Origin of the sequence: Brevibacterium sediminis (assembly GCF_024895295.1) — a bacterium.
Lineage (GTDB): Bacteria > Actinomycetota > Actinomycetes > Actinomycetales > Brevibacteriaceae > Brevibacterium > Brevibacterium sediminis.
In genome coordinates this window covers 125053-149813 of record NZ_JAHQRN010000009.1, presented here as the reverse complement: position 1 = coordinate 149813, position 24761 = coordinate 125053, and the positions used below count along the sequence as shown (strand labels likewise).

General features: G+C 60.4%; 19 protein-coding genes and 1 pseudogene. 4 read left to right on the top strand and 16 right to left on the bottom strand.

Features of this window, described 5'->3' with window-relative positions; genetic code table 11:
- Positions 1-104: 104 nt before the first annotated feature.
- From argH to argC, 7 genes are all read right to left on the bottom strand, one after another.
- Positions 105-1526: an argininosuccinate lyase gene (gene argH / locus KTJ89_RS17610; RefSeq protein WP_259358728.1), complete on the bottom strand. Its 1422-nt coding sequence runs from the start codon at positions 1524-1526 to the stop codon at positions 105-107.
- 159 nt (positions 1527-1685) lie between these two features.
- A complete protein-coding gene (locus KTJ89_RS17605; protein WP_039206772.1) occupies positions 1686-2207 on the bottom strand; it encodes an arginine repressor in 522 nt (173 codons plus the stop codon).
- Positions 2207-3127, bottom strand: coding sequence for an ornithine carbamoyltransferase (gene argF, locus KTJ89_RS17600; RefSeq protein WP_259358727.1), 921 nt, complete (start codon positions 3125-3127; stop codon positions 2207-2209). Before argF ends, KTJ89_RS17605 begins: the two co-directional genes overlap by 1 nt.
- 115 nt (positions 3128-3242) lie before the next feature.
- On the bottom strand, positions 3243-4484 hold the full coding sequence (locus tag KTJ89_RS17595) for an acetylornithine transaminase (RefSeq protein WP_259358726.1): 1242 nt from the start codon (positions 4482-4484) through the stop codon (positions 3243-3245).
- Positions 4477-5460 carry an acetylglutamate kinase gene (argB, locus tag KTJ89_RS17590; RefSeq protein WP_259358725.1) on the bottom strand — a complete coding sequence of 328 codons (984 nt, stop codon included), beginning with the start codon at positions 5458-5460 and terminating at the stop codon, positions 4477-4479. The genes KTJ89_RS17595 and argB overlap by 8 nt, the downstream gene beginning before the upstream one ends.
- Entirely contained in the window at positions 5457-6635 is a 1179-nt protein-coding gene (argJ, locus tag KTJ89_RS17585; protein WP_259358724.1) for a bifunctional glutamate N-acetyltransferase/amino-acid acetyltransferase ArgJ, read from the bottom strand. The genes argB and argJ overlap by 4 nt, the downstream gene beginning before the upstream one ends.
- Positions 6632-7741 carry an N-acetyl-gamma-glutamyl-phosphate reductase gene (argC, locus tag KTJ89_RS17580; protein WP_259358723.1) on the bottom strand — a complete coding sequence of 370 codons (1110 nt, stop codon included), beginning with the start codon at positions 7739-7741 and terminating at the stop codon, positions 6632-6634. Before argC ends, argJ begins: the two co-directional genes overlap by 4 nt.
- Before the next feature lie 44 nt (positions 7742-7785).
- On the opposite strand from argC, the gene KTJ89_RS17575 reads away from it, so the two are divergent.
- Together KTJ89_RS17575 and KTJ89_RS17570 are read left to right on the top strand one after the other, a co-directional pair.
- On the top strand, positions 7786-8772 hold the full coding sequence (locus tag KTJ89_RS17575; protein WP_259358722.1) for a quinone oxidoreductase family protein: 987 nt from the start codon (positions 7786-7788) through the stop codon (positions 8770-8772).
- Positions 8773-9419: 647 nt separating this feature from the next.
- Complete coding sequence (locus KTJ89_RS17570) at positions 9420-9980, top strand: phosphatase domain-containing protein (RefSeq protein WP_259358721.1); 561 nt, start codon at positions 9420-9422, stop codon at positions 9978-9980.
- 952 nt (positions 9981-10932) lie between these two features.
- Here the strand turns inward: KTJ89_RS17570 and KTJ89_RS17565 are convergent.
- The 9 genes and pseudogenes from KTJ89_RS17565 to KTJ89_RS17530 form a co-directional block, all read right to left on the bottom strand.
- Complete coding sequence (locus KTJ89_RS17565) at positions 10933-13236, bottom strand: DGQHR domain-containing protein (protein ID WP_259358720.1); 2304 nt, start codon at positions 13234-13236, stop codon at positions 10933-10935.
- On the bottom strand, positions 13233-14093 hold the full coding sequence (locus KTJ89_RS17560) for a DNA adenine methylase (RefSeq protein WP_259358719.1): 861 nt from the start codon (positions 14091-14093) through the stop codon (positions 13233-13235). Before KTJ89_RS17560 ends, KTJ89_RS17565 begins: the two co-directional genes overlap by 4 nt.
- 426 nt (positions 14094-14519) lie before the next feature.
- Positions 14520-14717: pseudogene (locus tag KTJ89_RS19285) on the bottom strand (hypothetical protein); the annotation flags it as partial.
- A 364-nt stretch (positions 14718-15081) separates the two neighbouring features.
- Positions 15082-16629, bottom strand: coding sequence for an ABC1 kinase family protein (locus KTJ89_RS17555; protein ID WP_259358718.1), 1548 nt, complete (start codon positions 16627-16629; stop codon positions 15082-15084).
- A 128-nt stretch (positions 16630-16757) separates the two neighbouring features.
- Complete coding sequence (locus KTJ89_RS17550) at positions 16758-18062, bottom strand: MFS transporter (RefSeq protein WP_259358717.1); 1305 nt, start codon at positions 18060-18062, stop codon at positions 16758-16760.
- The gene (locus KTJ89_RS17545; RefSeq protein WP_259358716.1) at positions 18059-19396 is read right to left on the bottom strand and encodes an MFS transporter; all 1338 of its coding nucleotides are present in this window, start codon (positions 19394-19396) and stop codon (positions 18059-18061) included. Before KTJ89_RS17545 ends, KTJ89_RS17550 begins: the two co-directional genes overlap by 4 nt.
- Before the next feature lie 32 nt (positions 19397-19428).
- Complete coding sequence (gene dgoD / locus KTJ89_RS17540; RefSeq protein ID WP_259358715.1) at positions 19429-20640, bottom strand: galactonate dehydratase; 1212 nt, start codon at positions 20638-20640, stop codon at positions 19429-19431.
- Entirely contained in the window at positions 20622-21236 is a 615-nt protein-coding gene (locus KTJ89_RS17535; RefSeq protein WP_259358714.1) for a 2-dehydro-3-deoxy-6-phosphogalactonate aldolase, read from the bottom strand. The genes dgoD and KTJ89_RS17535 overlap by 19 nt, the downstream gene beginning before the upstream one ends.
- Positions 21229-22209 carry a 2-dehydro-3-deoxygalactonokinase gene (locus KTJ89_RS17530; protein WP_259358713.1) on the bottom strand — a complete coding sequence of 327 codons (981 nt, stop codon included), beginning with the start codon at positions 22207-22209 and terminating at the stop codon, positions 21229-21231. Before KTJ89_RS17530 ends, KTJ89_RS17535 begins: the two co-directional genes overlap by 8 nt.
- A 77-nt stretch (positions 22210-22286) precedes the next feature.
- Here KTJ89_RS17530 and KTJ89_RS17525 point away from each other — a divergent pair, with 77 nt between their 5' ends.
- Positions 22287-23057, top strand: coding sequence for an IclR family transcriptional regulator (locus KTJ89_RS17525; RefSeq protein ID WP_259358712.1), 771 nt, complete (start codon positions 22287-22289; stop codon positions 23055-23057).
- Between the two features lie 155 nt (positions 23058-23212).
- Entirely contained in the window at positions 23213-24718 is a 1506-nt protein-coding gene (locus tag KTJ89_RS17520) for an amidohydrolase family protein (protein ID WP_259358711.1), read from the top strand.
- Positions 24719-24761 lie beyond the last annotated feature (43 nt).

Sequence of the window (24761 nt, the reverse complement as noted above, 5' to 3'; positions counted from 1 at the left end):
ACAGTCACGAAAGACGGACGGTGCTCCGATCGCCGAACGATCAGAGCACCGCTGACACAGTTCCGAGCAGCCGACCGGAAGCATCGGTCGCAGGGACGAGAAACTTACACGCTGCGAGCCGACCCTGCGAACTCACGCAGGCGTGTGACCTCGGCCTTCGCATTCGCAATCTGCTGATCGACGGCCGAGCGAGCCGTGCCGCCCTTGCCGTTGCGTGAGTCGATCGAACCCAGCGTTGTCAGCACCTCACGCACCGCCGGCGTCAGGTGCGGTGAAATCCCCGCGAAGTCCTCATCGGAGAGATCCCACAGCTCGACGTCCCGCGACTCGGCCAGCTGCACGCACGCGCCCGAGAGCTCATGAGCCACACGGAACGGCACACCCTCACGCACGAGCCACTCGGCGATGTCCGTGGCCAGCGCGAATCCGCGAGGCGCCAGGTAGGCCATCCGCTCGGTATCGAACTTCAGTGTCGCCACCATCCCGGTGAACGCCGGCAGCAGCAGCTCGAGAGTATCGGTGGCGTCGAAAACCGGCTCCTTGTCCTCCTGCAGATCCCGGTTGTACGCCAACGGCAGCGCCTTGAGCGTCGACAGCAGACCGGTAAGATCACCGATGAGCCGACCGGACTTGCCACGAGTGAGCTCCGCAACGTCCGGGTTCTTCTTCTGCGGCATGATCGACGACCCGGTCGAATACGCATCATGCAGAGTGACGAAAGAGAACTCCTTCGTCGCCCATGCGATGACCTCCTCGGACAGACGCGAAAGATCGATGCCGATCATCGTCGTGATGAACAGATACTCGGCGAAGACATCGCGCGAGGCCGTGCCGTCGATGGAATTCTCCACCGAATCGTTGAACCCGAGGTCCGCGGCCACAGCCTGCGGATCGAGCCCCAACGACGACCCGGCCAGAGCACCCGAACCATACGCAGAGACTCCCGCCCGCGCATCGAAATCGACGAAGCGGGCGACGTCGCGCAGCAGCGGCCATGCATGAGCGAGCAGATGGTGAGCCAGCAGCACTGGCTGTGCGTGCTGGAGATGTGTGCGACCGGGCATCGGTGCTTCGGGATGCTCTTCCGCCTGAGCGATGAGCACCTCGACGGTGTCGAGCACGAGACCGGCGACCTCACGAGCATGGTCGCGCAGGTACATCCGACCCATCGTCGCGATCTGGTCATTGCGGGACCGCCCGGCACGCAGCTTCCCACCGAGCTCGGGTCCGGCGATCTCTATGAGCCCGCGCTCCAACGACGAATGCACATCCTCATCGGATTCGGCCGCGACGTATTCGCCGGCGTCCACCCGACGCAGCAGCTCGTCGAGAGCCGAATGCATTCCGGACAGCTCGTCATCGGTGAGCAGTCCCGCGTGGTGAAGGACCTTCGCGTGGGCCTTGGATCCCGCGATGTCGTACTTCGCCAGGCGCCAGTCGAAGTCCGTGGACTTGCTCAGCGCGGCTAGCGCATCGGCCGGACCGTCGGAGAATCGTCCGCCCCACAGGCTCAGTCGTTCGCTCACAGATCGTCCTTTCCCACCAGCACGGATGCGCCGGCCCGTTCATTGAAATGATGAAACTCAGTTGTCATTGTTCCAGTTTTCCCTCGCCGAGGCGGCCGTCCGTCCCGTGGAATCCCCACCGAGGCGGCGCGCCCAGTTCCAGGGCCCACCGACAGAGGCTCACCCCTCGGCCAGCCCGCCCGCCGCGTATTCGAGGAAGGTCTCGGCCAAGGCCGCTCCCCCGACCGCGGCATCGGCGATGACAAGCACGGTGTCGTCCCCGGCGAGGGTGCCGAAGATCCCGACCATCGACGACCGGTCGATCGCTGAAGCTAGATACTGCGCGGCTCCCGGCGGGGTACGCAGCACGACCGTATTGTCCTGAGACACCGCGGAGACCAGCAGCTCTTCGAGGATCCGCGGCAGCTTCGCGTCAAGGCTCTCCCCCGTCGACTGCTGCAGGGACCGGTCCCCGCCCTCACCGGGAACGGCGTACACGGATCCCGCGGTGGACCGGATCTTCACGGCCCCCACCTCGGCGAGGTCGCGCGACAGTGTCGCCTGGGTGACGGTGATGCCCTGCGTCGCGAGCGCCTCGGCGAGTTCGATCTGGGACCGCACGGACTGGCGTGTGATGAGATCGATGATCTTCTGCTGTCGGGCGGTCTTCGTCAGCGGTGCACTGTTATTCGTCTCGGCCATCATCGCTCCAGGAGGAAGGTCATGAGTGCCTTCTGCGCGTGGAGGCGGTTCTCGGCTTCGTCGAAGACCACCGAGGCGGGGCCGTCGATGACCTCGGCCGTGACCTCTTTGCCGCGGTAGGCGGGCAGGCAGTGGAGGAAGATCGCGTCGTTGCCAAGGTTCATGAGTTCCTGGTTGACCTGGAACTTCGTGAACGGCGAGGCCTCGTCGTCGCGGCCGGCGGCCTCTTGGCCCATGGACACCCAGGTGTCGGTGACGAGGACGTCGGCACCGGTGGCGGCGGCCACGGGGTCGTCGGTGACGGTGAGCGATCCGCCGGTCTGAGCGGCGAGGGCTTCGGCTTCGGCGACGATCGCGGCGGCGGGCTGGAAGCCTTCGGGGGCGGCGATGCGCACGTGCATTCCGGCGTTGACTCCGCCGAGGGCGTAGGAGTTGGCCATATTGTTCGCCCCGTCGCCGTAGTACGTCATGGTCTGGCCCTTGACGTCGCCGCGGTGTTCGCGGATGGTGAGCAGGTCGGCCAGGATCTGGCAGGGGTGGAAGTCATCGGACAGGGAGTTGATGACGGGCACGGAGGAGTGCTCGGCCATCTCTTCGAGGCCGGCCTGGGCGTAGGTGCGCCAGATGATCGTGGAGACCATCCGGGACATCACCTGGGCGGTGTCGGCGATGGATTCCTTGTGCCCGAGCTGTGCCTCACCGGGGTTGATGAGGAGGGGCTGCCCCCCGAGCGCGGCGATGCCGGCGGCGAACGACACACGGGTGCGCGTCGAGGTCTTGTCGAAGATGACAGCGGCGGTCTGCGGGCCGGCCAGCGGGGTCCGCGAGTAGGGGGCGGCCTTGAGCTCGACGGCGAGGTCGAGGACCTCGGCCTGCTCGGCCGGACTGAGGTCCGTGTCCTTGAGGAAGTGGCGTGTCATAACGTGTCCTTCGAAAGTCTGGGTGGGGTGATGCCGGCGCCGAGGTGGTCCGCCGTTCCGTGCGAATGCTGGCTTGTCATTCGTGCCGGGTTCGCGGGGCGGCTGAGTTCGCGGCTCAGCCGGTGATGAGTCCGGGCAGGGCGTCGATGAACGGGGTGAGCTCGTCGGTGGTGATCGTCAACGGCGGGGCGAGGCGCAGGCGCCCCGGAGCGACGGGGTTGATGATGAACCCGGCTTCGAGTGCGCGGGCCGCGACGGCCTTCGAATCCGGGATCTCGTCTGCGACACTCGGCAGCAGTCCGATGCCGATGAGCAGTCCCTGACCGGTGATCTCGCCGATGCCGTCAATGGCGGTAAGTTGCGGTGTCAGCCAGTCATTGACGTCGAGAGCATGGTCGAGCAGCCCGTCCTTCTCGATGGTCTCGAGCACCGCGAGCCCTGCCGCGCAGGCGATCGGGTTGCCGCCGAAGGTCGTGCCGTGCTGACCGGCCTCGAGCAGCTTCGTGTTCGCGTCACCGACGGTGATGGTCGCGCCGATCGGCATGCCGCCGCCGAGGCCCTTCGCCGAGGTGATGATGTCCGGGACGACGCCTTCGCCGATCGACCAGTCCTGGTGGGCGAACCAGTATCCGGTGCGCCCAATGCCTGACTGCACCTCATCAAGGACGAGAAGCGCCCCGACCTTCGTCGTCAGTTCGCGGGCGGCCTTGAGATAGCCTTCCGGGTGCTTGCGCACGCCGACTTCGCCTTGGATGGGTTCGATGAAAACGGCGGCGGTGTTGTCGTTGATCGCTGCGGCCAGTGCCTCGACATCCCCATAGGGCACGTGCACGACGCCGGGGACGCCCGGAGCGAAGGGTTCGCGGTAGGCTTCCTTCGCCGTCAGCGCCAGTGATCCCATGGTGCGGCCGTGGAAGGCGCCCTCGACGGCGATGATGAATGGACGTCCCCCTCCCCCGGCGCGGCGGGCCATCTTGAAGGCCGCCTCGTTGGCTTCGGTGCCGGAGTTCGAGAAGAACACGGCGGACCCGGCGGGCAGATCGAGGACTTCGTGGAGTTTCTCGGCCAAGCCGATCTGGGGCGGCGAGGTGAAGAAGTTCGAGATGTGGCCGAGCGTCGAGGCCTGCTCGGTGATGGCGTTGACCCATGCAGGGTGGCAGTGGCCCAGGGCGTTGACGGCGATGCCGGCGAGCAGGTCGAGGTATTTCTTGCCCGCCGCATCCCACACATAGGAGCCTTCACCGCGCACGATGTCGAGCTGCGGGGACCCGAACACCGGGGAGAGGACGCGGGAGAAGTCATCGCGCCAGGTCTGTGCCTGGTCCGTTGTGGCTTGCTGGTGCGTGGCTTCACTCATTGTCGTCCTCCTGTGTTCCTTTGTGCCCGTCGCCCAGCGGTGCGGGTTCGACGATGGTGTCTTCGACCATGGTGCCGATGCCCTCCGAGGTGAAGACCTCGAGGAGGAGGGAATGCGCCATCCGGCCGTCGATGATGTGGGCCTGCTTGACCCCGTGCTCGATCGCCTCGAGCGCCGCGGTCATCTTCGGGATCATCCCCGAATCGAGCGACGGCAGGAGTTCGCGCAGCTTATTCGGGTCGATGCGGGAGATGAGCGAGGACGTGTCCGGCCAGTTCGCGTAGAGGCCGGGCACATCGGTGAGCATGATGAGTTTGTGTGCTTTGAGGGCTTTCGCCACCGCCGAGGCGGCCAGGTCCGCGTTGATGTTGAGCGGCTTCCCCGCCTCTCCCCCGATCTCGGAAGCGATGGAGCAGATGACGGGGACTCGGCCGGCGTCGAGGAGTTCGGTGAGCACGGTGGTGTTGACCTGGGCGATCTCGCCCACTCGGCCGAGGTCGATTGTCTCTCCGTCCACCTCGGCGGTGGTTTTGTGCGCGAGGAGGAGGTCCGCGTCTTCACCGGACAGACCGATCGCGGCGTCGCCGTTCTGGTTGATCCGGGACACGATATCGCGGTTGACCTGGCCGGACAGCACCATCCGGATGACCTCGGCGGCTTCTTCAGTGGTCACCCGTTGCCCGGCCTTGAACTCGGACTCGATGCCCAGGCGCTTGAGCATGGCTGAGATCTGGGGGCCGCCGCCGTGGACGACGACGGGGCGGATGCCGGCGAAGCGGAGGAACGCGATGTCATCGGCGAAGGACTGCTGCAGCTCCGGGGAGATCATGGCGTTGCCGCCGTATTTGATGACGATCGTGGCGCCGGCGAAGGTTTTGATCCACGGCAGTGCTTCGGTCAGGGCTTCGGCCTTGACCTGGGCGGCTGCGAGCCGGGCGGCCGTGGATTTCGTGGACATGTCTACGGGGCTGTTCATGAGGAGTAGGCGCTGTTCTCTTCGACGTAGTCGTGGGTGAGGTCCGAGGTCCACACGGTGGCGATGTCGTCGCCGGCGTGGAGGTCGATGGTGACGTCGACAGTGCGGTCGAACGTGACGTTCGTGGGGTCTTCGTCGGGACCGGAGGCCGTGCACACCTGGACGCCGTTGATGATCACGTCGATCTTCGTGGGATCGAAATCCGCCGAGGTGGTTCCCACCTGAGCGACGACGCGGCCCCAGTTCGGGTCCTCCCCGAAGATCGCAGCCTTGAACAGGGCCGACCTGGCCACGGAGCGGGAGACTTCGACCGCGTCTTTCTCGCTGGCTGCGCCGCGAGTGGTGATCGCGATGTCGTGGTGCGCACCTTCGGCATCGACGTGGAGTTGGTGCATGAGGTCGAGGCAGACGTCTTTGAGTAGGGTGGTGAATTCTTCCGCGTCGACATCGGCGTCGTGTGCGCCGGAGGACATGAGGATGACAGTGTCGTTCGTCGACATGCATCCGTCAGTGTCGAGGCGGTCGAAGGACTGGCTCGTCGAGGCACGCAGTGCCTCGACGAGCACGGTCTGGTCGAGTTTTGCGTCGGTGGTGATGACGACGAGCATCGTGGCCAAACCGGGGGCGAGCATGCCCGCACCTTTGGCCATGCCGCCGATGGTGAACCCGGTGGAACCGGTGCGGCTAGCGGTCTTCGCGACGGTGTCGGTGGTCATGATCGCCTCGGCGGCGGACTGACCAGCTTCGACGCTGGTGTCGGCAGCCGCAACGAGCGGGGCGAGGTTGCCCACGATGGAGTCGCGGAAGTCCTGGCCGCCGACGCCGATGAGTCCGGTCGAGCAGACGAGGACATCCTCGGCCGGGGTGTCGGTGCCGGTCTCGGTGAGGAGTTCGGCAGTGGTCTGCGCGGTCAGCGTAGTTGTCTCGTAGCCGAAGTCGCCGGTGTAGCAGTTCGCTCCTCCGGAGTTGAGGACGACGGCGCGGGCCTGCCCGTTGGCCGAGGCCTTCTGGGACCAGAGGACGGGGTTGGCCTTGCAGCGGTTGGAGGTATAGACGGCGGCGACGGCGGTGTCGGGGCCGTTGTTGATGACCAGGGAGAGGTCTTTGGTGCCAGAGGGCTTGAGTCCGGCGGTGAGTCCGGCGGCGGTGAAGCCGAGTGGTGCGGTCACGCTCATGGGGCGACTCCTTCGAGGGGAAGTGCGGTGACCTCGTCGAGACCGAGGGCCAGGTGGATGGATTGGATGGCTTGTCCGGCCGTGCCGCGCACCAGGTTGTCGAGTGCCACGACGACGAGGATCTTCTCCGCGCGTTCGTCGACGGTGAACTGGATCTGCGCGACGTTCGATCCCGTGGTGGCGGCGGTCTGCGGCCACTGGCCCTCGGGCAGGACCCGGACGAAGGGTTCGTCGCCGTAGGTCTGAGCGAAAGCCGCGGCCAGCTGGTCCTTGAGTGCGGCGGCGTCGAGGAGTCCTTCGGCCGTGCGCGGTGCTGTTTCCCCGGCGTCGGCGGTGATGGTCGCGAGGATTCCGCGGGCCATGGGCACGAGCGTGGGGGTGAAGGAGATTCGGGTGGGTCCGTCGGCGGCGTCGGCGCCGAGGACTCCGTTGAGGTTCTGTTCGATCTCGGGCACATGCCGGTGGGTGCCGCCGGTGCCGTAAGGCGAGGCATTGCCAAGGATCTCAGCAGCGGTGAGGTGAGGCTTGAGCGCCTTACCCGCCCCGGAGACGCCGTTGGCGAGCACCGCGTTGAGCCCGGCGGGGGCAGCAAACCCGGCTTGGATGAGCGGTGCGAGCCCGAGCGTCACCGCGGTGACGTTGCAGCCGGGCACGGCGATGCGTTTCGTGGACTTCAGTGCTTCGCGTTGTTTCGTGCCGTCGGCGGTGAGCAGCTCGGGCAGACCGTAGGTCCAGGTGCCCTGGTGGTCGGAGCCGTAGAACTTCTCCCAGGCGGCGGCGCTGATGAGGCGGTGGTCGGCGGCGAGGTCGACGATGAGGGTGTCTGGGCTCGTGGATTCGAGTTCGGAGGCGATCTGTCCGGACTGACCGTGCGGGAGCGCGAGGACGACGACATCGTGGCCGGCGAGCACCTCGGCGGTGGACTCCTGGACCACGAGGTCAGAGAATCGGGGAAGATGGGGTTGATGTCGGCCGAGCTTCTCACCCGCGGTGGAATGTCCGCACACCGTCGTGACGTTCAAGTGGGGGTGAGTGCTCAGCAGCCGGAGGACCTCTCCCCCGGCATATCCGGTGGCACCGGAGACGGCAACCGTAAGATCGTTCATATGTATAACCATACCAGGCAATTAATTTATATGCAGGAGGCGTGATGACCCAGGCAGTGCGTGCGATGCAGGCTGGTGGACCCGAGGTACTCGAGTTCGGCGAGGTTCCGACCCCGAAGCCGGGGGCTGGCGAGGTGCTCGTCGATGTCGAGGCGGCGGGTGTGAACTTCATCGATACGTATCGTCGATCGGGCGTGTATCCCATGGAGTACCCTCATATCGTCGGGTCCGAGGGCACGGGTCGGATCGCCGAGGTGGGCGAGGGTGTCGAGTCCTGGCAGGTCGGCGACCGCGTCGCCTGGCACGAAGGCCCGGGTTCGTATGCGACGCAGGTCGTCGTGAACACGGATAACCTGCTGCGGGTGCCGGAGGGGGTGTCCGCCGAGGTTGCTGCGGCGATGCCGCTGCAGGGACTGACTGCCCAGTACCTGGCGACGAGTTCGCACGAGATCAAGCCGGGCCAGACGGCGCTCGTCCATGCGGGTGCCGGTGGTGTCGGGCTGCTGCTGACTCAGATCATCAAGCACCTGGGCGGCAATGTCATCTCGACGGTGAGCACCGAGGAGAAGGCGGAGCTGGCCCGCAAGGCCGGGGCCGATAATGTCTTCCTCTACGGTGAGGGCGTCGACATCACGGCGAAGGTCAAGGAGCTCACCGACGGCGAGGGCGTCGATGTGGCGTATGACGGGGTCGGCAAGGACACGTTCGATGCGTCGTTGGCGTCGATCAAGCCGCTGGGGTCGATGGTGCTCTTCGGCGGGGCGTCGGGTCAGGTGCCGCCGTTCGACATTCAGCGCTTGAATTCCTCAGGCGGCATCTTCCTGTCCCGTCCGTCGCTGGCGTGGTTCGTCCGCAGCTCGGAGGAGCTGGCAAAGCGTTCGGCGATGCTGTTCAACGGAGTCGAGCACGGCTGGCTCAACTTCCGCGTCGGCGCCACGTTTGCGCTGGCCGATGCTGCCGAAGCGCACCGTGCGCTGGAGGGGCGGAAGACGACCGGGAAGGTGGTGCTCCTCTCCCGAGGAACCTACTAAACACCAAACCGGCGAAAATAGACAGTGGAGGCTTCAAAGACCAAAAAGACGACCATAGGCAAATTGGACGGAAATGCCATTCGGTACCACCCGACCTGCACGACGAGGCACAAAGCTCTAACATTGGTTGTCTATGAAGCGGTGAGGTTCAGTATCTACGATGCAGCGAGGGTACACCCCGGGTCTTTCCGCGGGTGTTGCCGAATACCGTTTTTCTACACGAAAATCACCTAGAACACATATTCACCACAATAATCGCCAATCATACCCTAAAGGAACCAACTTACAGTAGATGGCAACAGGGCACCCAAAGTAGATACGGTCGAGACCGAGATAAAGCTGCCCCAAACACCTTGACCGCTAGATCAAACATGAAAAACATACGCAAAATAACTCAACCCCAACTCCCAACGGCTGGAATCAGTTTTAGTTGGACGGCGTTCTGGCCATGAAATAATCATGAGCGCACGACAGTCACACGAAACCGGAATGAAACGCAGTACATCGGAAACTTAGACTCTTTGGTAATACTGCAGCGCGCGCTACATATTGGCACCCAAGGCGCAATCTTTTGAATGCGAAGAACTACTATTCCTAAAAATGAAAGTAATAAACCCCCAGCCCCCATAAGCCACAAAAGAAGCTATATGCAAGAAGATATCGGTAAGAAAAAACACAAACGTAAACCAGAAGCCGCCATCTTTGACGTCGACGGGACACTTTGCGACGTACGCTCGATAAGGCATTTCGTCGAAAACACAAACAACGCCAAAGGATTCAAGCGCAATTTCAAGCGCTTTCACTCAGAATCTAGCAACTGCCCCGCCAACGCCCAAGTAAAGCAATTAGCTCAACGCCTAAAAGAGAACGGACTTTTTATAGTAGCAGTAACCGCCCGTGAGGAAAAATGGAGCGACTTAACCGTCAAATGGCTGCAAGACAAAGAAATACCTTTTGACGCCTTTTATTGTCGACCCAACCATGACTATAGGCCCGATAATAGGATTAAATCCGAAATCGCAAAACGAATACAAGAACGGTATCGAGTAGTGATTGCAGTTGACGATCGAGATGACATCATTGATGTATGGCGCAGCGAGGGCATTGAGACGCTCAAGGTACTGCAAAATGGAACATTTGAGCGTGAGAACCTGACGTTCTCAGCCCCCTTGCATCAACACATAATCGATGCATCGAGAGCGAACTAGTTTGTTGCAGTCATCCAGGCGGTCGGGAGCATCCTAAAACAGGAAGGATTCGGCTCCCTTGCTCCGAGCAGAGTCGCCTTCTCTATACAGAAATCGAAGAAACGCCGCGTCAAAAAGAATCGAGAAGACCCGGGTGTTCGGAAGGGGCATTCGGTAGCCCCCGTGTAACGAAGTGGCGTGTAACCTCGCCACATCGCGGACAATGAATCTCACCGTTTCCGGGACACTCGATCTCAGGGCTTTGTATGACCATTCCACGCGTGCTGTATAGAACGGGCATTCGGTAGCACACGTGTAATGAAGCGGTAGCGGCTGTGCGGGTATGTGAAAGCGCCTAATCGGCATTCTGCCCCTGCGTACATAGCCGACCTCACTAGCCGTATGCGGTCGAGGATCTGACGACCAACATCAGCTGCGCACCACCGACAAGCACCGCGGGCTTTGGGACAGCTTACGCTTGGGCTCAACTGCATCGCGAAAGCAAATGCCACAGGAGCTCCTCGGTGGAACTGCTGGTGAACCGGACGATCTAGACATTCTTTCTAGATCCCTGAACGTCGACTACACGGCGCGCGGAGTACCCGCCGACAGGTCACAAGCGCAGTGGCAGTCCGTTCCGTTCTCGCGGATACAGGCGGTGGGCATGGCAGCGTAGAACAACTCCGGCTGATACGTGATTCATCAGGTTTGGTTGCTGCTACCCGGCGTACACTGCTGCTACCGTTTAAGTAAACGCGCGCTACCAGAAACTACTTCTCTACACGCGTGCTGCCAAATACCGCTTCTCTACACTCCAGTCCGACAACTGAAGCGAAGAACCAATCATGAACTGCAAAACGTCACGCGGTAAAATCTGTTAGACCCAGCACTCAGTCGCGCTAACTAACCCAGAAACGATCGCACTATAAGCAGTTGCCGTCACTTCCGGACAATAACAATCATTTAAGCTAACCTAATTGTTGCCTCCCGTTCCACCCAAATCGAAATGATTATGCAGTTCGAGCAGGAATTCATACTCGTCTTCGGTCACAGGGGTCCCACCAGCATGATGTGTCTTTTTCCGAATTTCATTCAAATCAATCACCCACTTAGATCGGTCTTTCCAGCTCGAGTGAGTCTGTTCCAAGGGGAATGTGTAGCGATCGTTGAATACGGCGTCCCAGTTGGCTTTGCTTCCATGTACGAATATATCTCGGTAATTAATCAAAAAAATGCAGTCCCACCAATCAATTTCAATTCCGTCAGCTGCGTCATACTGCTTATCTGCAGCCAACGTTGAAGCGGACTGATAGACCTTGCGAGGTACGCCGAGCTTGAACCAATTCTCGCCAAAATGAGACTCTAAACGTGACCTAACGTCATACTTAAGATATTCTTCGATATCTCTAACCATAATCAACGACTCTTGATCGTACATTTTCTCTTGACTAAGCTTCCACTCGTCATAACCCTCGGGGCTGAACTCTGAGTCTTTGGCTACAATCGCACTTTGAAATTGTCTTAGATATTTCGTTGGAGCGCCGCTGCCGAACCAACTTCTGAATTGGACAATCTCCTCATTCGAAAGTTCGCCGAGATAATCCGCGACATACCCTAGCATCGGACGGACCTGAATAAACACGTCCTTAGCCGGGTCTACCCGAGGATCAATGGTGGACTTTGATACCAGGTGGTCTACTATATCACCGATCAGTCGGAGCACAGCTTCTGTACCCGCATTTGTAAATAGCAGTCCACCCTCGCCTTTCCCAGCACGCCACTGATCTGGAAGCTGATCACGGAGGAATTCAAAGCAAAGCTCAAAAAACTCTACTAAAGGCCGCACCGTTGCTTGATTCGAACCACGGTAAAAACTGCCCACTTTACGCATTTCAGTTTTTGTGAACTCTCCGATGTACCGGCCACTTGCGATACCCCGATTCACAGCATCCAAGGTTATACAAAGAACCTCATCGCTCTTCTCCTCGCCAAGGATTATCCTGCCGCGAAGCACTGAAGTCTTATTGTCGCCAAGCATCTGTGCAACTCGGAGTTTAAGGGCTTGTGCTTGCGATTTTTTATCTGAACTTGTCCATTCAAGATCTGCCTTCAGCGTAAGCCTCAAGTTTTTAGGTACGGCCTGCTGATTCTCATTTATTTGCATAAACAGATCTAATTGATCTTCACCAGGCAAGTCGACGAAAGCAGTTACTGGAATCAGCTCCGTCTCCGCTCGTTCGGAGTTAGCAAACCCATACAGACGGTGCTGGCCGTCAATGACGTAAGCTGCACGATATTTCTGTGGCAAATGTAAAATTCCGAGCTTCGATGAAGACGATGTATCATCTTTATCTTTGTGTGATGGTTCAAAGCGCAGGGACTTGCCACCGTTATCAATATTGATAATTAAGGAGTTTGGAAAAACACCACCCGAATCAACGAAGTCGGAGACTTTCTTGAGGCGGTTCCTCTTTATGACTCTCTGATAGGTTGGCATCCAACTCTTGTTCGCATTATTTCGATGCAGAACATATGCTATCTTCAATAGGCGAGCTGGCTCAATCGAAAAAGAATAGTAAGTGCGTCCGCCCATTTTACCGCGTATTGCCGGGACCTTCGAGTTTATTGCTTCTATCTTCTCGCCCTTGAAGATATTGCCCAATAACTGATATTTCGCAGCCTCTCCAAGGTGAGCGGCTAACTCTAGGTAGTAATCAACAGATTCCTCGTCCATGTACGATACGTTGGCGGAATTCATCCTAGATATCGTCTCATCAGTAACGTTTATGTTATTCGTAGCTAAAACGAACTTGACTTTTCTGTTTGGATAGTGCTTACGCAGATTGCCAATGATCCCGGTTCGGAAGCCTTTTATCGCCTCGATTTCCTGTTTAAACGCATTAGTGGGTGCCGGGTCTCGTTGTGATGACTTGCACTCAAATACAAGAATGACATCGTCATCGATTGCAAGGACATCCAATTGCTTGGTCTCATTATCGCCTTTGGCGTATTTAAGACGAAGGTCTCTATCGGCGTTGAGAACTTTGAAGCCGAGCTTGGCGCACATCTCCCACACTCGGTCCTCGAATGCCACGTCGTGAGGTTTTGGCAGTTGTAGCCAGGCGTCTTTGGTCAGCTCTTTTTCAACTACCCAACCCTCTGTCTGATAGTGATCTATGCTACTTTGGTGTACCTTCATTCTATAGTTCGGATTGGCACGATTCTTTAGCTCGTTCCGAATTTCTCGTCCAGTTAGTAGTTTATTGGTGTCTATCATGAAATATCCAGGTTCGTGAATAGCAGTTCTTCAGCTTTTCCTCTTTTGGCGCTCTTTCCGCCAATTAGATTTTGACGCGTTACGACTTTACGTTCCGCAAGGGGTGAAAATAGATCTTCTATAGATTTATGCGCTGCGTTCGTCATGATGAATTTCGCGCCTCGTTCTGCCGCTAGAGACAGCGCCTCAGCAAGTCGTCGCTGATCTTCGAAATTGAATAAGTGGCGATTATATTTTACAAAGCCATTATTATTATGAGCAACAGTATAAGGCGGGTCGACAAACAGAAAATCGCCCGGCCCAGCTTCAGCGATTGCGACCTCGAAGTCCAACGCTCGAATTTCTGCCGTTCGTAGCTTTGCGCTTACCCGTCTAGCGGCATCAAGATCGAACGGTCTGACATATTTCCGATTTCCATACGGTACGTTATACTTCCCGTTAAGGTTGACCCTGTATATGCCGTTGTACGAAGTTTGGTTAAGGAATATGAACCGAGCTGCACGCAGGCGACTTGTGGTCGGAACATTGGAACGGGCACTGTAATAGCACTCTGCCGTGTTGACGTATTCACCTAATGCCTCGACGACACCATCTGGGTCCTTTTTTACTAGTTCATATACTTCGATAAGCTCTTCGTTAAGGTCGGAGAGTAACGCATCTTTGGTTGAAGTGAGTCCGAAAAATATTGATCCGCCACCTAGGAATGGTTCAATATATCTATTTATTTGGAGTCCGCTAGTCAGTGTCTCAACTTCTGGCAGAAGCCAACGCTTGCCACCAGCCCACCTAAGAAACGGATCCACCCGGTCTCGACTGTCGGATGGTGGCTCGACAGCTGGGAGAGCTTCTTGTGTCATGTATGGAGCTTTCGTTCGGACTCTGGTTGAAGTTCATTCGAGTCTATCTTCTTGCTAGCTGGATTCGTGATCTTGTTCCTGCGAGTCTCCACAGGCTTATCGGCTCGGACGAAGTGTTTGCCACGCTGCCGGTGCCGCTTGCTCCTGGTGGACCGGGCTCGCAAGCGATACTCTCCGTATCTGAGTAGCCTCAAACTATGTCCACCCTGAGTTTGGAGGGGCGTTTGGGAAACTCGATCTTCGGTACGACAGTCAGTCATTGTCCGAGTTCTTGACGCTATAGCTAGCGGCTCGTAGTTGATGCGGTTTTGTTCTAGGTAGACATCGCTATCCGAGTCAACATGAAGTAGTTGGCTTCCTCTATGTCGTTGGCGAAGGGCTTGCACCTTGCTTGACTCGTAAGACACGCTGCCACATGCAGCGGACCTACTTGCACAGTCGTTGTGTTGTGGTGATCAGTCCCGGCTGTGGTCCGACGTCCCTTGTTTCATTGAAGACCATGAAAAACTCACACACCGCTGGCAACTCCCGCCGTGCCTGCGACAGACCCATCCGGTGAGCCGCTGCCAAACGTGAGAGGTCACGAGTGCTGTTATCGACAGGCATGTGCTCTGGCACGAATACGTGTGCCTTGCCTTCAGCTTCGAGAGCAAAGCTGCGCTCAAGGGTCTCGTTGTAGCGCTTTTACCTGGTCAGCAGTGCCTCCCCCCCCCCCCCAGCGCTAGATACCTGCGAAAGATCCCACGAAAGACTGCGGGGAATCGTTGTGGTGCCTTTTTGTACCCGCGTTCCTGGGTGAGGACGATGACGAACTTCTCGAAGCCCTCGCGCTGAGCCTGGCTGAGAGCGATCCCGCCGTCCTCCCCCATGGCTCCGTCGACGTAGACGTGTCCGTCTAGGTGCACCGGAGGCATGAGCCCGGGCATCGTCGACGACGCACGGAACTGTTCGACCGTGGAGACAAGCAGGTTCTTGATCGTAGAGATGTTCAGACCACTGGTCCCGACATCGAGTGTGCCGTCCTGCAAGTGGCCAGCGATACGGGAGAGCTGTCCGGGCAGTTCAGCGATCTGCGGGGCAGTCGCGGCCGCGTAGAGAGCAAGTTCATGTCGGTCGGTGCCCAGTCCCCCGACCTCACGCAGCAGCGTCTTCCCGTTCTGGGTGACCAGAGAAAGCAGATTGAGTTCAAGGAGGAGACGTGTGATCGATCCCCCGAGGGTGCTGATCGCCCGGAAGGCCGTGGCCACGGAGGCCGGCATCGGAAAGCCGAAGTCGACGACGAAGTCGATGAGCTCACCGAACAGTGCGGCGGAGGTGGAGCCCGGCAGTCCGTCGCCGTATTCAGCATGATCTGCCCGATCTCGCGCTGGAGTTCACGCAGGTTCACGTCACTCGGTGTGCCAAGAAGCTCAAGGATCGCGGCCGTCGCTGCCTGTGAATTTTGGGAGTCGAAGGCCATGAGAAGCAGCGCGATGGCTCGGCGGTCACGTTTGTCAATACGTCCGACAGCACCGAAGTCGACAAGCCCCGCTCGGCCCGCTTTCGAGATGACGATGTTGCCGGGATGAAGATCTGCATGGAAGATACCTATGCCGAGCACTTGGCGGACGACCATGAGGAAGAGGTCCTGGGCGATCTCTCGGCGAGCGATGTCGGATAGGTGGTCGACCACCTCGGCGGCGTGGGACAACGGAACGCCTTCGACGAGGTCCATGACGAGGACGAATTCACCGGACAGGTGCTTATACACGTGCGGGATATGGACGGTCGAGTCGGTCTTCGCCGTCGACCGGCCGGTCTCATCGGCGAGCCGGACAGCCTCGATATGACCGAGCTCGCCCCGGTAGTCGAGTTCACCCTGGAGGGAGTCGACGAAACTGCGGGCGAGCTTGCCGATGCCGATCTTCTTCGCCCAGTCGGTGGTGCGATCGAGCCGCTCGGCCAGCGTCAGGACGATATCGCAGTCGGCACGGACCTGCTTGCGGATCTTCGGCCTTTGCACCTTCACCGCCACAACCTGGCCTTCCCAGGTCACGGCACGGTGACCCTGGGCGACGGAGGCACCAGCGAAGGGTCTCTCATCGAACTCGGCAAACACCTCGGCGACGGGTCGGCCCCATTCGGCCTCGAGCTGATCTTTGACCTCGGCGAAGGGAACGGGCTTCACGCTGGCCTGGAGGGTGGAGAACTCCTCGACGAATTCGTGCGGGATCATGTCACTGCGGGTGGCGATGAACTGGCCGAGCTTGATGAACGTGACACCTGAGGCGGCCAGCGCGTCTCGGGTGGTAGCGGCGATCTTGCGCAGGGACACTCGCAGGGTCGGGATCCTCGGTTTGAGGTAGCGGGCGAGCCCGAACTTGATGAGGATCTTCTGGATCTGTGCGAGCCGGTTGAGGCGGCGGTACCAGGTGGGGATCTTCGGTGCGTTGCGGATGAGTGAGCTGAGAGTGCCCGAGGGCATGATGAGTTCGATCGCGAGGAGGACGAACATCTGGATGACGATGAACCAGGCGAAGAGCAGCAGGAAGACCATGATGGCGGGAAGCTCATCGACAGGCTCGGATACTGTTCGGATTCGGAGATGCCGAGCAGCTTGCAGATTCACACATCGTCCAAATGTGTAACGGCCCGCTCACATTTTCTAGACGAGCCCGGTACGCCTCATTCTTCGACGCGCTCAACCTTGCCGACGAGGAACACGTACGACAGCACGCCCACGATCGTGATCGCGGCCATGTAGACGAAGGCCGGTGCGAAGTCGATATCGGTGACAAGGAAGCCGATAACGATCGGAGTAGCGATCGAAGACAAATTGCCGATGAAATTGAACATACCGCCGGTCAGTCCCAACAACCGTTCCGGCGCCAATGCGGAAACCAGCGACCACGTGATCGAGGCGAAGCCGTTGCCGAAGAATGCGATCGACATGAACACGATGACCAGGGCCGACGAGTCCGTGTAGTTGGCGCCGAGCATGAACACGGTCATCGCCAGGCCGATGATGATCGGCAGCTTCCGTGCCGTACCCAGTGACAGCCCCTTCTTCACCATAAAGTCGGAGACCCACCCGGAGAGAAGCACACCGACGAGCGCGGCGATGAACGGCAGAGAGGCCATGAACCCCGACTCGATGTAGTCCATTCCGCGGTAGTCAACGAGGTAGGTCGGGAACCAGGTGAGGAAGAACCACAGCGTCGATGTCAGGCAGAACTGGCCGAGGTAGATTCCCCAGAGCTTCCGCCGGGTGAGTACGACCTTGACGTCGGACCACTTGAGCTTCGGCTTGGCCTCCTTCTTCACACCCGTCTCGACATCGACCAATCCCCCGCCAGAGGCAATGAGGTCGATCTCGGCATGGTTGACTCCAGACTTGTCGCGCGGCTCGCGGTAGACGAACCACCAGATCGACGCCCAGATGATGCCGACGACACCGGTGAGGATGAACACCCAATGCCAGGTGAGCACCGTCTGCAGCCACGACAGCACCGGGGTGAGCAGTGCGAGTCCGATGAACTGCCCCGACGTGTAGAAGGCGATGACTCGTCCGCGTTCACGCTCAGGGAACCAGGCCGTGGCCACCTTGTTGTTGATCGGATAGGCCGGCGCTTCGAACCCACCGACCATAAGCCTGAGGATGATGAGGGCGACGAATCCGCCGGACATTCCCATGAACAGTGTGGCCAGAGACCACAGGACGAGGCACGAGGCATAGAGCACGCGTGGTCGCACGCGGTCGACGAGCCACCCGCCGGGCAGCTGCATTGCCGCATAGGTCCAGCCGAACGCAGAGAGCAGCAGACCCTGCTGACCTGTGGTGAGACCAAATTCCTGGGACAGTGCCGGCATTGCGATGGACAGGTTCGCCCGGTCCATGTAGTTGATGACGACGGTGATGAAGAGCAGAACCGCGATGATGTAGCGGATCCGTGTGGGACGAGTGATGACTGCGGTGTCGAGTTTCGTCATGAGGTGACGTCTCCGTTCTCTGGTGAGCTGTCAGCCACCCGGATCGGGGCACGCAGCAGGAGCAGGTAGGCGATTCCCGCAATCACCGCGACGACGGCGCCGAGGATGAAGGGGACGAGGTAGGAATCTGTGGTGGTCACCAGGATTCCGGTGAGCCACGGTGAAAGTGAGCCGGCGAAGTAGCCGCCGAAGTTCTGGATAGATCCCAGCGACGCGACGCGACTGCCGGTGACGACATCAGCGGGGATCGACCAGCCCACGGCGCTCAGTGCCCCGCAGAAGAACAGTGCGAGGCTCATCGCGACCAACTGAAGAACGAAATGGCCGGTGGTGATGCCGACGAGGATCGAGCAGATTGCGAGCGCACCACCGTAGACCGCTGCAATCTGTCGTTTGCAGGCAAGAGGTGCCAGGTGTTCGCGTATCTTCGAGTACTTCGTGGTGAACCATCCGCCGAGGATTCCACCGATGCCTCCGACCGCGAACGGAATCGCGGTGTACCACCCCAGCGCGGCATCGGCGACGGAGTAGATGTCGTTGAGCATGAGCGGCAGAAAGGTCACGAAGATGTTCAGAGTCCACACCACTGCGACGAATCCCAACACCATGGCCCAGGTCTGAGGCTTGGTGAAGAGTTTCAGCCACGGGATGTGACCGGTCGGAGCGTTGTCGTCTTCCTCGCGGGCGCGGATGTGCTCGAGCTCGGCTTCCGAGACCCTGCGGTCGTGTTCTGGAGAACGATAGAAAGCCCAGAATCCTATTGCCACGATGACGCCGAGCACGCCGAGGATGACGAACATCGCCCGCCACCCAAACCCGAGGATGAGGAAGGTGAGGATCGGAGGCGCGACGGCTGGTCCCCATTTGCTTCCGGAATCGTAGACGCCGACTGCGGCTCCTCGTTCTCGGGGTGGGAACCACTCAGCGACGATCTTCGCCGAGGTGGGTGATACCGGGGCTTCGAAGACTCCGAGCAGGATGCGTGACACCATGAAATGCCACATGTGGTGACCGAAAGCCATCAGTGAGGTGGCGATCGACCAGAAGCCCAACGCCATGACGTAAACCGGTTTCGCACCGAGCCGATCGGTCAGCCATCCGCCTGGAAGCTGAAAGAACGCGTAGGTCAGCGAGAACGCGGTACCCAACAGCCCGATATCGGCGGCAGTCAGCCCGAGTTCGTCAATCATGTGCGGGGCTGCGATCGACAGAGATGATCGATCCATGTAATTGATCATCATCGCTGCGAGCAACCACCCAAGGATCCACCACCGGGCGCGACCCGGCGAGGCCGTCTTCTTGCCTGCGGGCAGAGTTGTCTGCGGGTTCTTCATTGAACGTCCCTTTCTCGAACCGGTCCTCTACTTCACCATTCCGCGAAGGAGCCGTCGGTGTGGCGCCAGATCGGGTTGCGCCACCGGTGTCCTTCGGCCGAGCGCTCGATGACGTACTCTTCGTTGACCTCGATGCCCAGACCGGGGCCAGACGGGATGTCGATCATGCCGTCGTCGTAGTTGAACACCGACGGGTCGGTGACATAGTCGAGCAAGTCGTTGCTCGTGTTGTAGTGGATGCCCAGGCTCTGTTCCTGGATGAAGGCGTTGTAGCTGCCGGCATCGACCTGCAGGCAAGAGGCAAGCGCGATCGGCCCCAGCGGGCAGTGCAGGGCGAGCGCCACATCGTAGGCTTCAGCCATCATCGCGATCTTCCGCGTCTCGGTGATGCCGCCGGCGTGGGAGACGTCCGGCTGGATGATGTCGACGGCGCCGGAGGCGACCACTTCGCGGAAGTCCCACCGAGAGAAGAGCCGCTCCCCCAACGCGATCGGCGTCGGGGTGTTCGCCATGACGTCGCGCAGTGAGCCGAAGTGTTCGGAGAGCACCGGTTCTTCGATGAAGAGCAGCCGGTAGGGCTCGAGTTCCTTGATGAGGACCTTGGCCATCGGCTTGTGCACGCGACCATGGAAGTCGACGCCGATGCCGAAGTCCTCACCGGTGGCCTCCCGGATCGCCTGGACGTTCTCGATGACCTGGTCGACCTTGGTGTAGGAGTCGATGAACTGCAGTTCCTCGGTTGCGTTCATCTTCACCGCGGTGAAGCCGCGGTTCTTCGTCTCGAGTGCGGCTGCCGCGGTGTCGCCGGGACGGTCCCCGCCGATCCACGAATACGTGCGGATCCGATCCCGAACTTTCCCGCCGAGCAGTTGATGCACAGGCTGACCGAGTGCCTTGCCCTTGATGTCCCACAGTGCCTGATCGATTCCGGAGATCGCACTCATGAGGATGGGGCCACCGCGGTAGAAGCCACCGCGGTACATGATCGTCCACAGGTCCTCGATGTTCGCAGGATCCTTGCCGATGAGCAGGTCGGAGAGCTCATCAACGGCGGCAGCAACGGTGGCTGCCTTGCCTTCGATGATGGGTTCGCCCCATCCCACGATCCCTTCATCGGTTTCGATCTTGAGGAACAGCCACCGAGGCGGCACTGTGTACGTCGTCATCGACGTGATCTTCATTGGTCTGGCCTTTCGTTCGGGTGTTGTCGTTGATGTATCGGTGTTCAGTTGGTGTGCGCCCACGCCGAGGCGATTGCCTCGGCCCGCACGCGTACGTCGTCGGGGCGGTCGCCTCGGCGATAGAGCGAGGACCCCAGGCCAAGGCCCGCGGCTCCGGCGTTGCGCCATTCAGCTGCGTTGTCGGCTCCTACTCCCCCGACGGGGAAGAGTTCGGTGCCGGTTGGCAGCACCTCACTCCAGGCCTTCATTCCGCTGATCCCCACCGCCGAGGAGGGGAAGAGTTTGACTTTGGTGGCACCGGCTTTGATCGCGGCGAAGGCCTCGGTCGGTGTCGCTGCTCCCGGGTACGGGGTGAGGCCCATCCCGAGCGCGGTCTGGATGACTTCGGCGTCGGTGTCGGGGGCGACGATGATGCGGGCACCTGCCTGCTGGCACTCGCTGACCTGCTTGGCGGTGAGCACAGTGCCGACACCGATCTCCAGGTCGTTGCCGAACCGTTCGACCAATGCAGTGATGGAGTCGAGAGGGTCGGGCGAATTGAGCGGAACCTCGATGGCGGAGAACCCGGCGGCGACGATACCTTCGGCGATGCCGAGGACTTCGTCGGGACGGACACCGCGGAGGATGGCAATGAGGCCGGAGGGGACAGTGTCAGGCATGGGAATACTCCTTGGTCGGTACGAGGCCGGATTGTCCGGCGATGCGGAAGAGTCCGGTGGCCGCAGCGCGCGGATTCGCGTTGATCGTCTCTCGGCCCGCTCGGTGCAGAGCGAGGGTGTAGCGCTTTGTCAGATCTGTGGTTCCGCAGACGATAACGGGGGTGCTCGAATCGGCGACCACGGTGAGCTGGTGAGCCACCTCGGCGCCGATGAGCATGCCCGAGAGGTAGTCGTTGACTTCTTCGGCACGCAGACGTCCGTCGAGAGCCCAGGTTCGGGCCGAGAAGATTGAGGACGTGACGGCGGCGGGGTCGTCGGCTCCGATGCTCAGTCCCCAGTCGAAGGCCTCAGAGTGGAAGCCCGCGGTGGGTTCGGCGAGGCGACCGAGGATCGACGAGGTGCTGAGCAGCCCGAAGAGCTCCCCGCTCATCGAGGTGGTGAAGTCGTTGACACGTTGTCCGTGGCAGCTCACCCATTTGGTGTGTGTGCCGGGCAGGATCACTGTGCTCGGTTCGGTGTCGTCCGCTCCGAGGAGGCCGAGCAATTGGGTCTCTTCCCCGCGGATCACGTCGGGAGGGGTCGCCTCGGTCGGGGCCTTCTGCAGGCCAGGGACGATGTGGAGGTCACCGGTCGTCAGTTCGACCGTCGTCAGTCGCCCACCCATGGCGCTGAGGTCGGCGGGAAGTTCGAGGTAGCCCGCCTCGGCGACTCCCTGGGTTGAGCCGATCATTCCGCAGGCGAGCATCGGCAGGGCCCCGTGTGTGGTGAGCCAGTCGCCGATGGCGGCTTCAGCGATTCGGGAGAAGTCGCTTCGGAGATCTGTGGTGTCCGAACTGACGGCCATGATGCCGTCTGAACCGTTGCGTTCAGCGAGAACCTGTCCGTCGCTGTCGATGAGGAAGGCCCGCAGTGAGCTCGTTCCCCAGTCGAGGCCGATCATCTGTGGGGCCCCGGGTGGTGCCTGTTGTGCCATAGGGTTCACTATTGAGCAGGTGTTCCATCATGCGCCACCGGTGTCCCTATATGTGGGATAGGTGACATACTGAGGTCATGATCGAGGATTCTGGAACCGTTGCTGGCGCAGCCATTCCGCAGGGCACACAGACTCTGGCCAGGGGGTTGCAGATTGTCAGTGCCGTGGCTCATGGCTCGACGACGCTGAAGTCGATCGTTGAGTCGACGGGCATCGGTCGGTCGAGTGCACACAGGATGATCCAGCTGTTGGTGCAGATGGGGTATCTGCGGCATGGGTCGCCGGGAGAGTTCCGGCTCGGGCCGACCCTCATCGAGTATGGGTTCACTGCCCTCAATCAAGACCCGTTGCCAGTGGTCGCCAGGGAGAGCCTGGAGGCTCTGGCTGAACGGACTCAGGACACGATCCATCTCTCGGTCGAGGACGGGGAATCGGTGCTCTATCTCCATAAGATCCCGGGGACTCGCGGGGCCGAGATGCGTTCTCGGATCGGTCATAGGATGCCGATGACGCGCACCGGTGTCGGCAAGGCACTGCTGCTCGGGCAGGAAGAGCGGTGGGAGGGCCTGTTCGTCGCAGAAAACCCCGGTGCCGACTCCGCTGCGGTAGACGCATTCGTGAAGAGGATGGAGGGCTACACCCGCGACGGAGCATCGCTCGATCTCGAGGAGAACGAGCCGGGGATCCGGTGCGTGGCTGCTCCCATTCGTGATGGCAGCGGGGACATCGTGGCCGGCATTTCGCTGTCGGCCACTCGCCCATTCATGCCGAAGGATCGGATGCAGGCGCTGGTGCCTGTGATGAAGGCGGCTGCGAAGGAGATTTCGGTGAAGTTGGGATATCACTGAACGCTTCCGGGCGTGGCCAAGTCTCAGCGGCAGTTGAGTCCTACATCCCGGTTGTGCTGCACGTAGCGCTGATCGTCGCGTTAGCCTGAGACAGTACCACCCATGCTCAGCGACGAGCACACCGCTCACACGCGAAACCCCTGAGGAGACCGCCAATGACGCACGGATCCACTGGCCAGATCGCCGCCTCCGACAGAACATCCGGATCAGGGCCTTACCCCAGGCTCATCCTCCGTAATGCGATGATCATCGACGGAACCGGAGCCGCCGCCTACGGGCCGGCGGATATTCTCATCGAAGATGACAGGATCACCGGAATCTGGGAACCGAACGGAGCAAGCAGCCTTACCGAACGTCCCTCGACCGATGGCGCCGAAGTCATGGACCTCGACGGCTCCTACGTCATGCCCGGCCTCATCGACTCCCATGCCCACATCGGCAAACCCGAGCAGGCTCCGAACGCCGATTACGTCTACAAGCTCTGGCTCGGCCACGGCGTGACCACAATCCGCGAACTCGGGGCCTTCAACGGGCTCGACTGGACCATGGACGAAGCCCGCCGCGCCGAAGCCAACGATATCGCGGCCCCGCGCCTGCACATCTACCCCGCCCTGCGTGCCGGAACCCTCGACGTGCCCACCCCGGTCACCGCCGACGAGGCGACCGCATGGGTCAACGAGGTCGCCGACCGCGGAGCGAACGGCGTCAAGTTCTTCGGCACCTCCCCCACCGTGTTTGCGGCCGCCGTCGAAGCAGCACGGGCTCGAGGACTGCGCACCGCCTGCCACCACGACCAACGCCGGGCCGCGCAGGTCAATGCGCTGACCTCCGCGAGGTGGGGACTGAACAGCATCGAACACTGGTACGGCATCCCCGAAGCGATGTTCCGCGACCGTAGCCTCCAGCACGTGCCCACCGACTACAATCACAACAGCGAACCCCAGCGCTTCAGCCAAGGCGCCCACCTGTGGCTGCAGACCGCCGAACGCGGCAGCGACGCCTGGCAGGAGACACTTAACGAGCTCCTCGATCTCGGCACCGCGCTGAGCCCAACATTCAACATCTACATCGGGTCCCGCGATGCCGCCCGCGTACGCACCTCCGAATGGCACTCCGAGTTCACCTCCCCCACGTTGTGGGAGTTCTTCCAGCCCTCTGCCGACAAACACGGCTCCTACATGGGCGACTGGACGAGCGAAGACGAGATCGCGTGGCGCCACGCCTACGTCAAATGGATGTCCTTCGTCAACGACTACAAGAACCTCGGCGGCCTGGTCACGGCCGGCTCGGATTCGGGCTTCATCTACAAGGTCTTCGGCTTCGGACTCATCGAAGAACTCGAACTCCTGCTCGAAGCGGGCTTCCACCCTCTCGAGGTCGTCCGCGCCGCCACGCTGAACAGCGCCCAGCTACTCGGCATCGACGACGAGCTCGGTTCAGTCGAACCCGGCAAGATCGCTGACCTGCTCATCGTCAAGGACAACCCGCTGAGCAACTTCAAGATCCTCTACGGCCATGGTCACCTCCGCGCCGAGGAGTCCGACCTCAACCGCGTCGGTGGTGTCGACTTCACCCTCCGGTCCGGCATCGTCTACGACGCCCAGGAACTGCGCAAAGATGTGAAGGCCATTGTCGCCGAGGAGAAGGCCACCCAGAACTGACTGACATGGTTCTGCCCCAGCCGGACTCATGTCCGACCGGGGT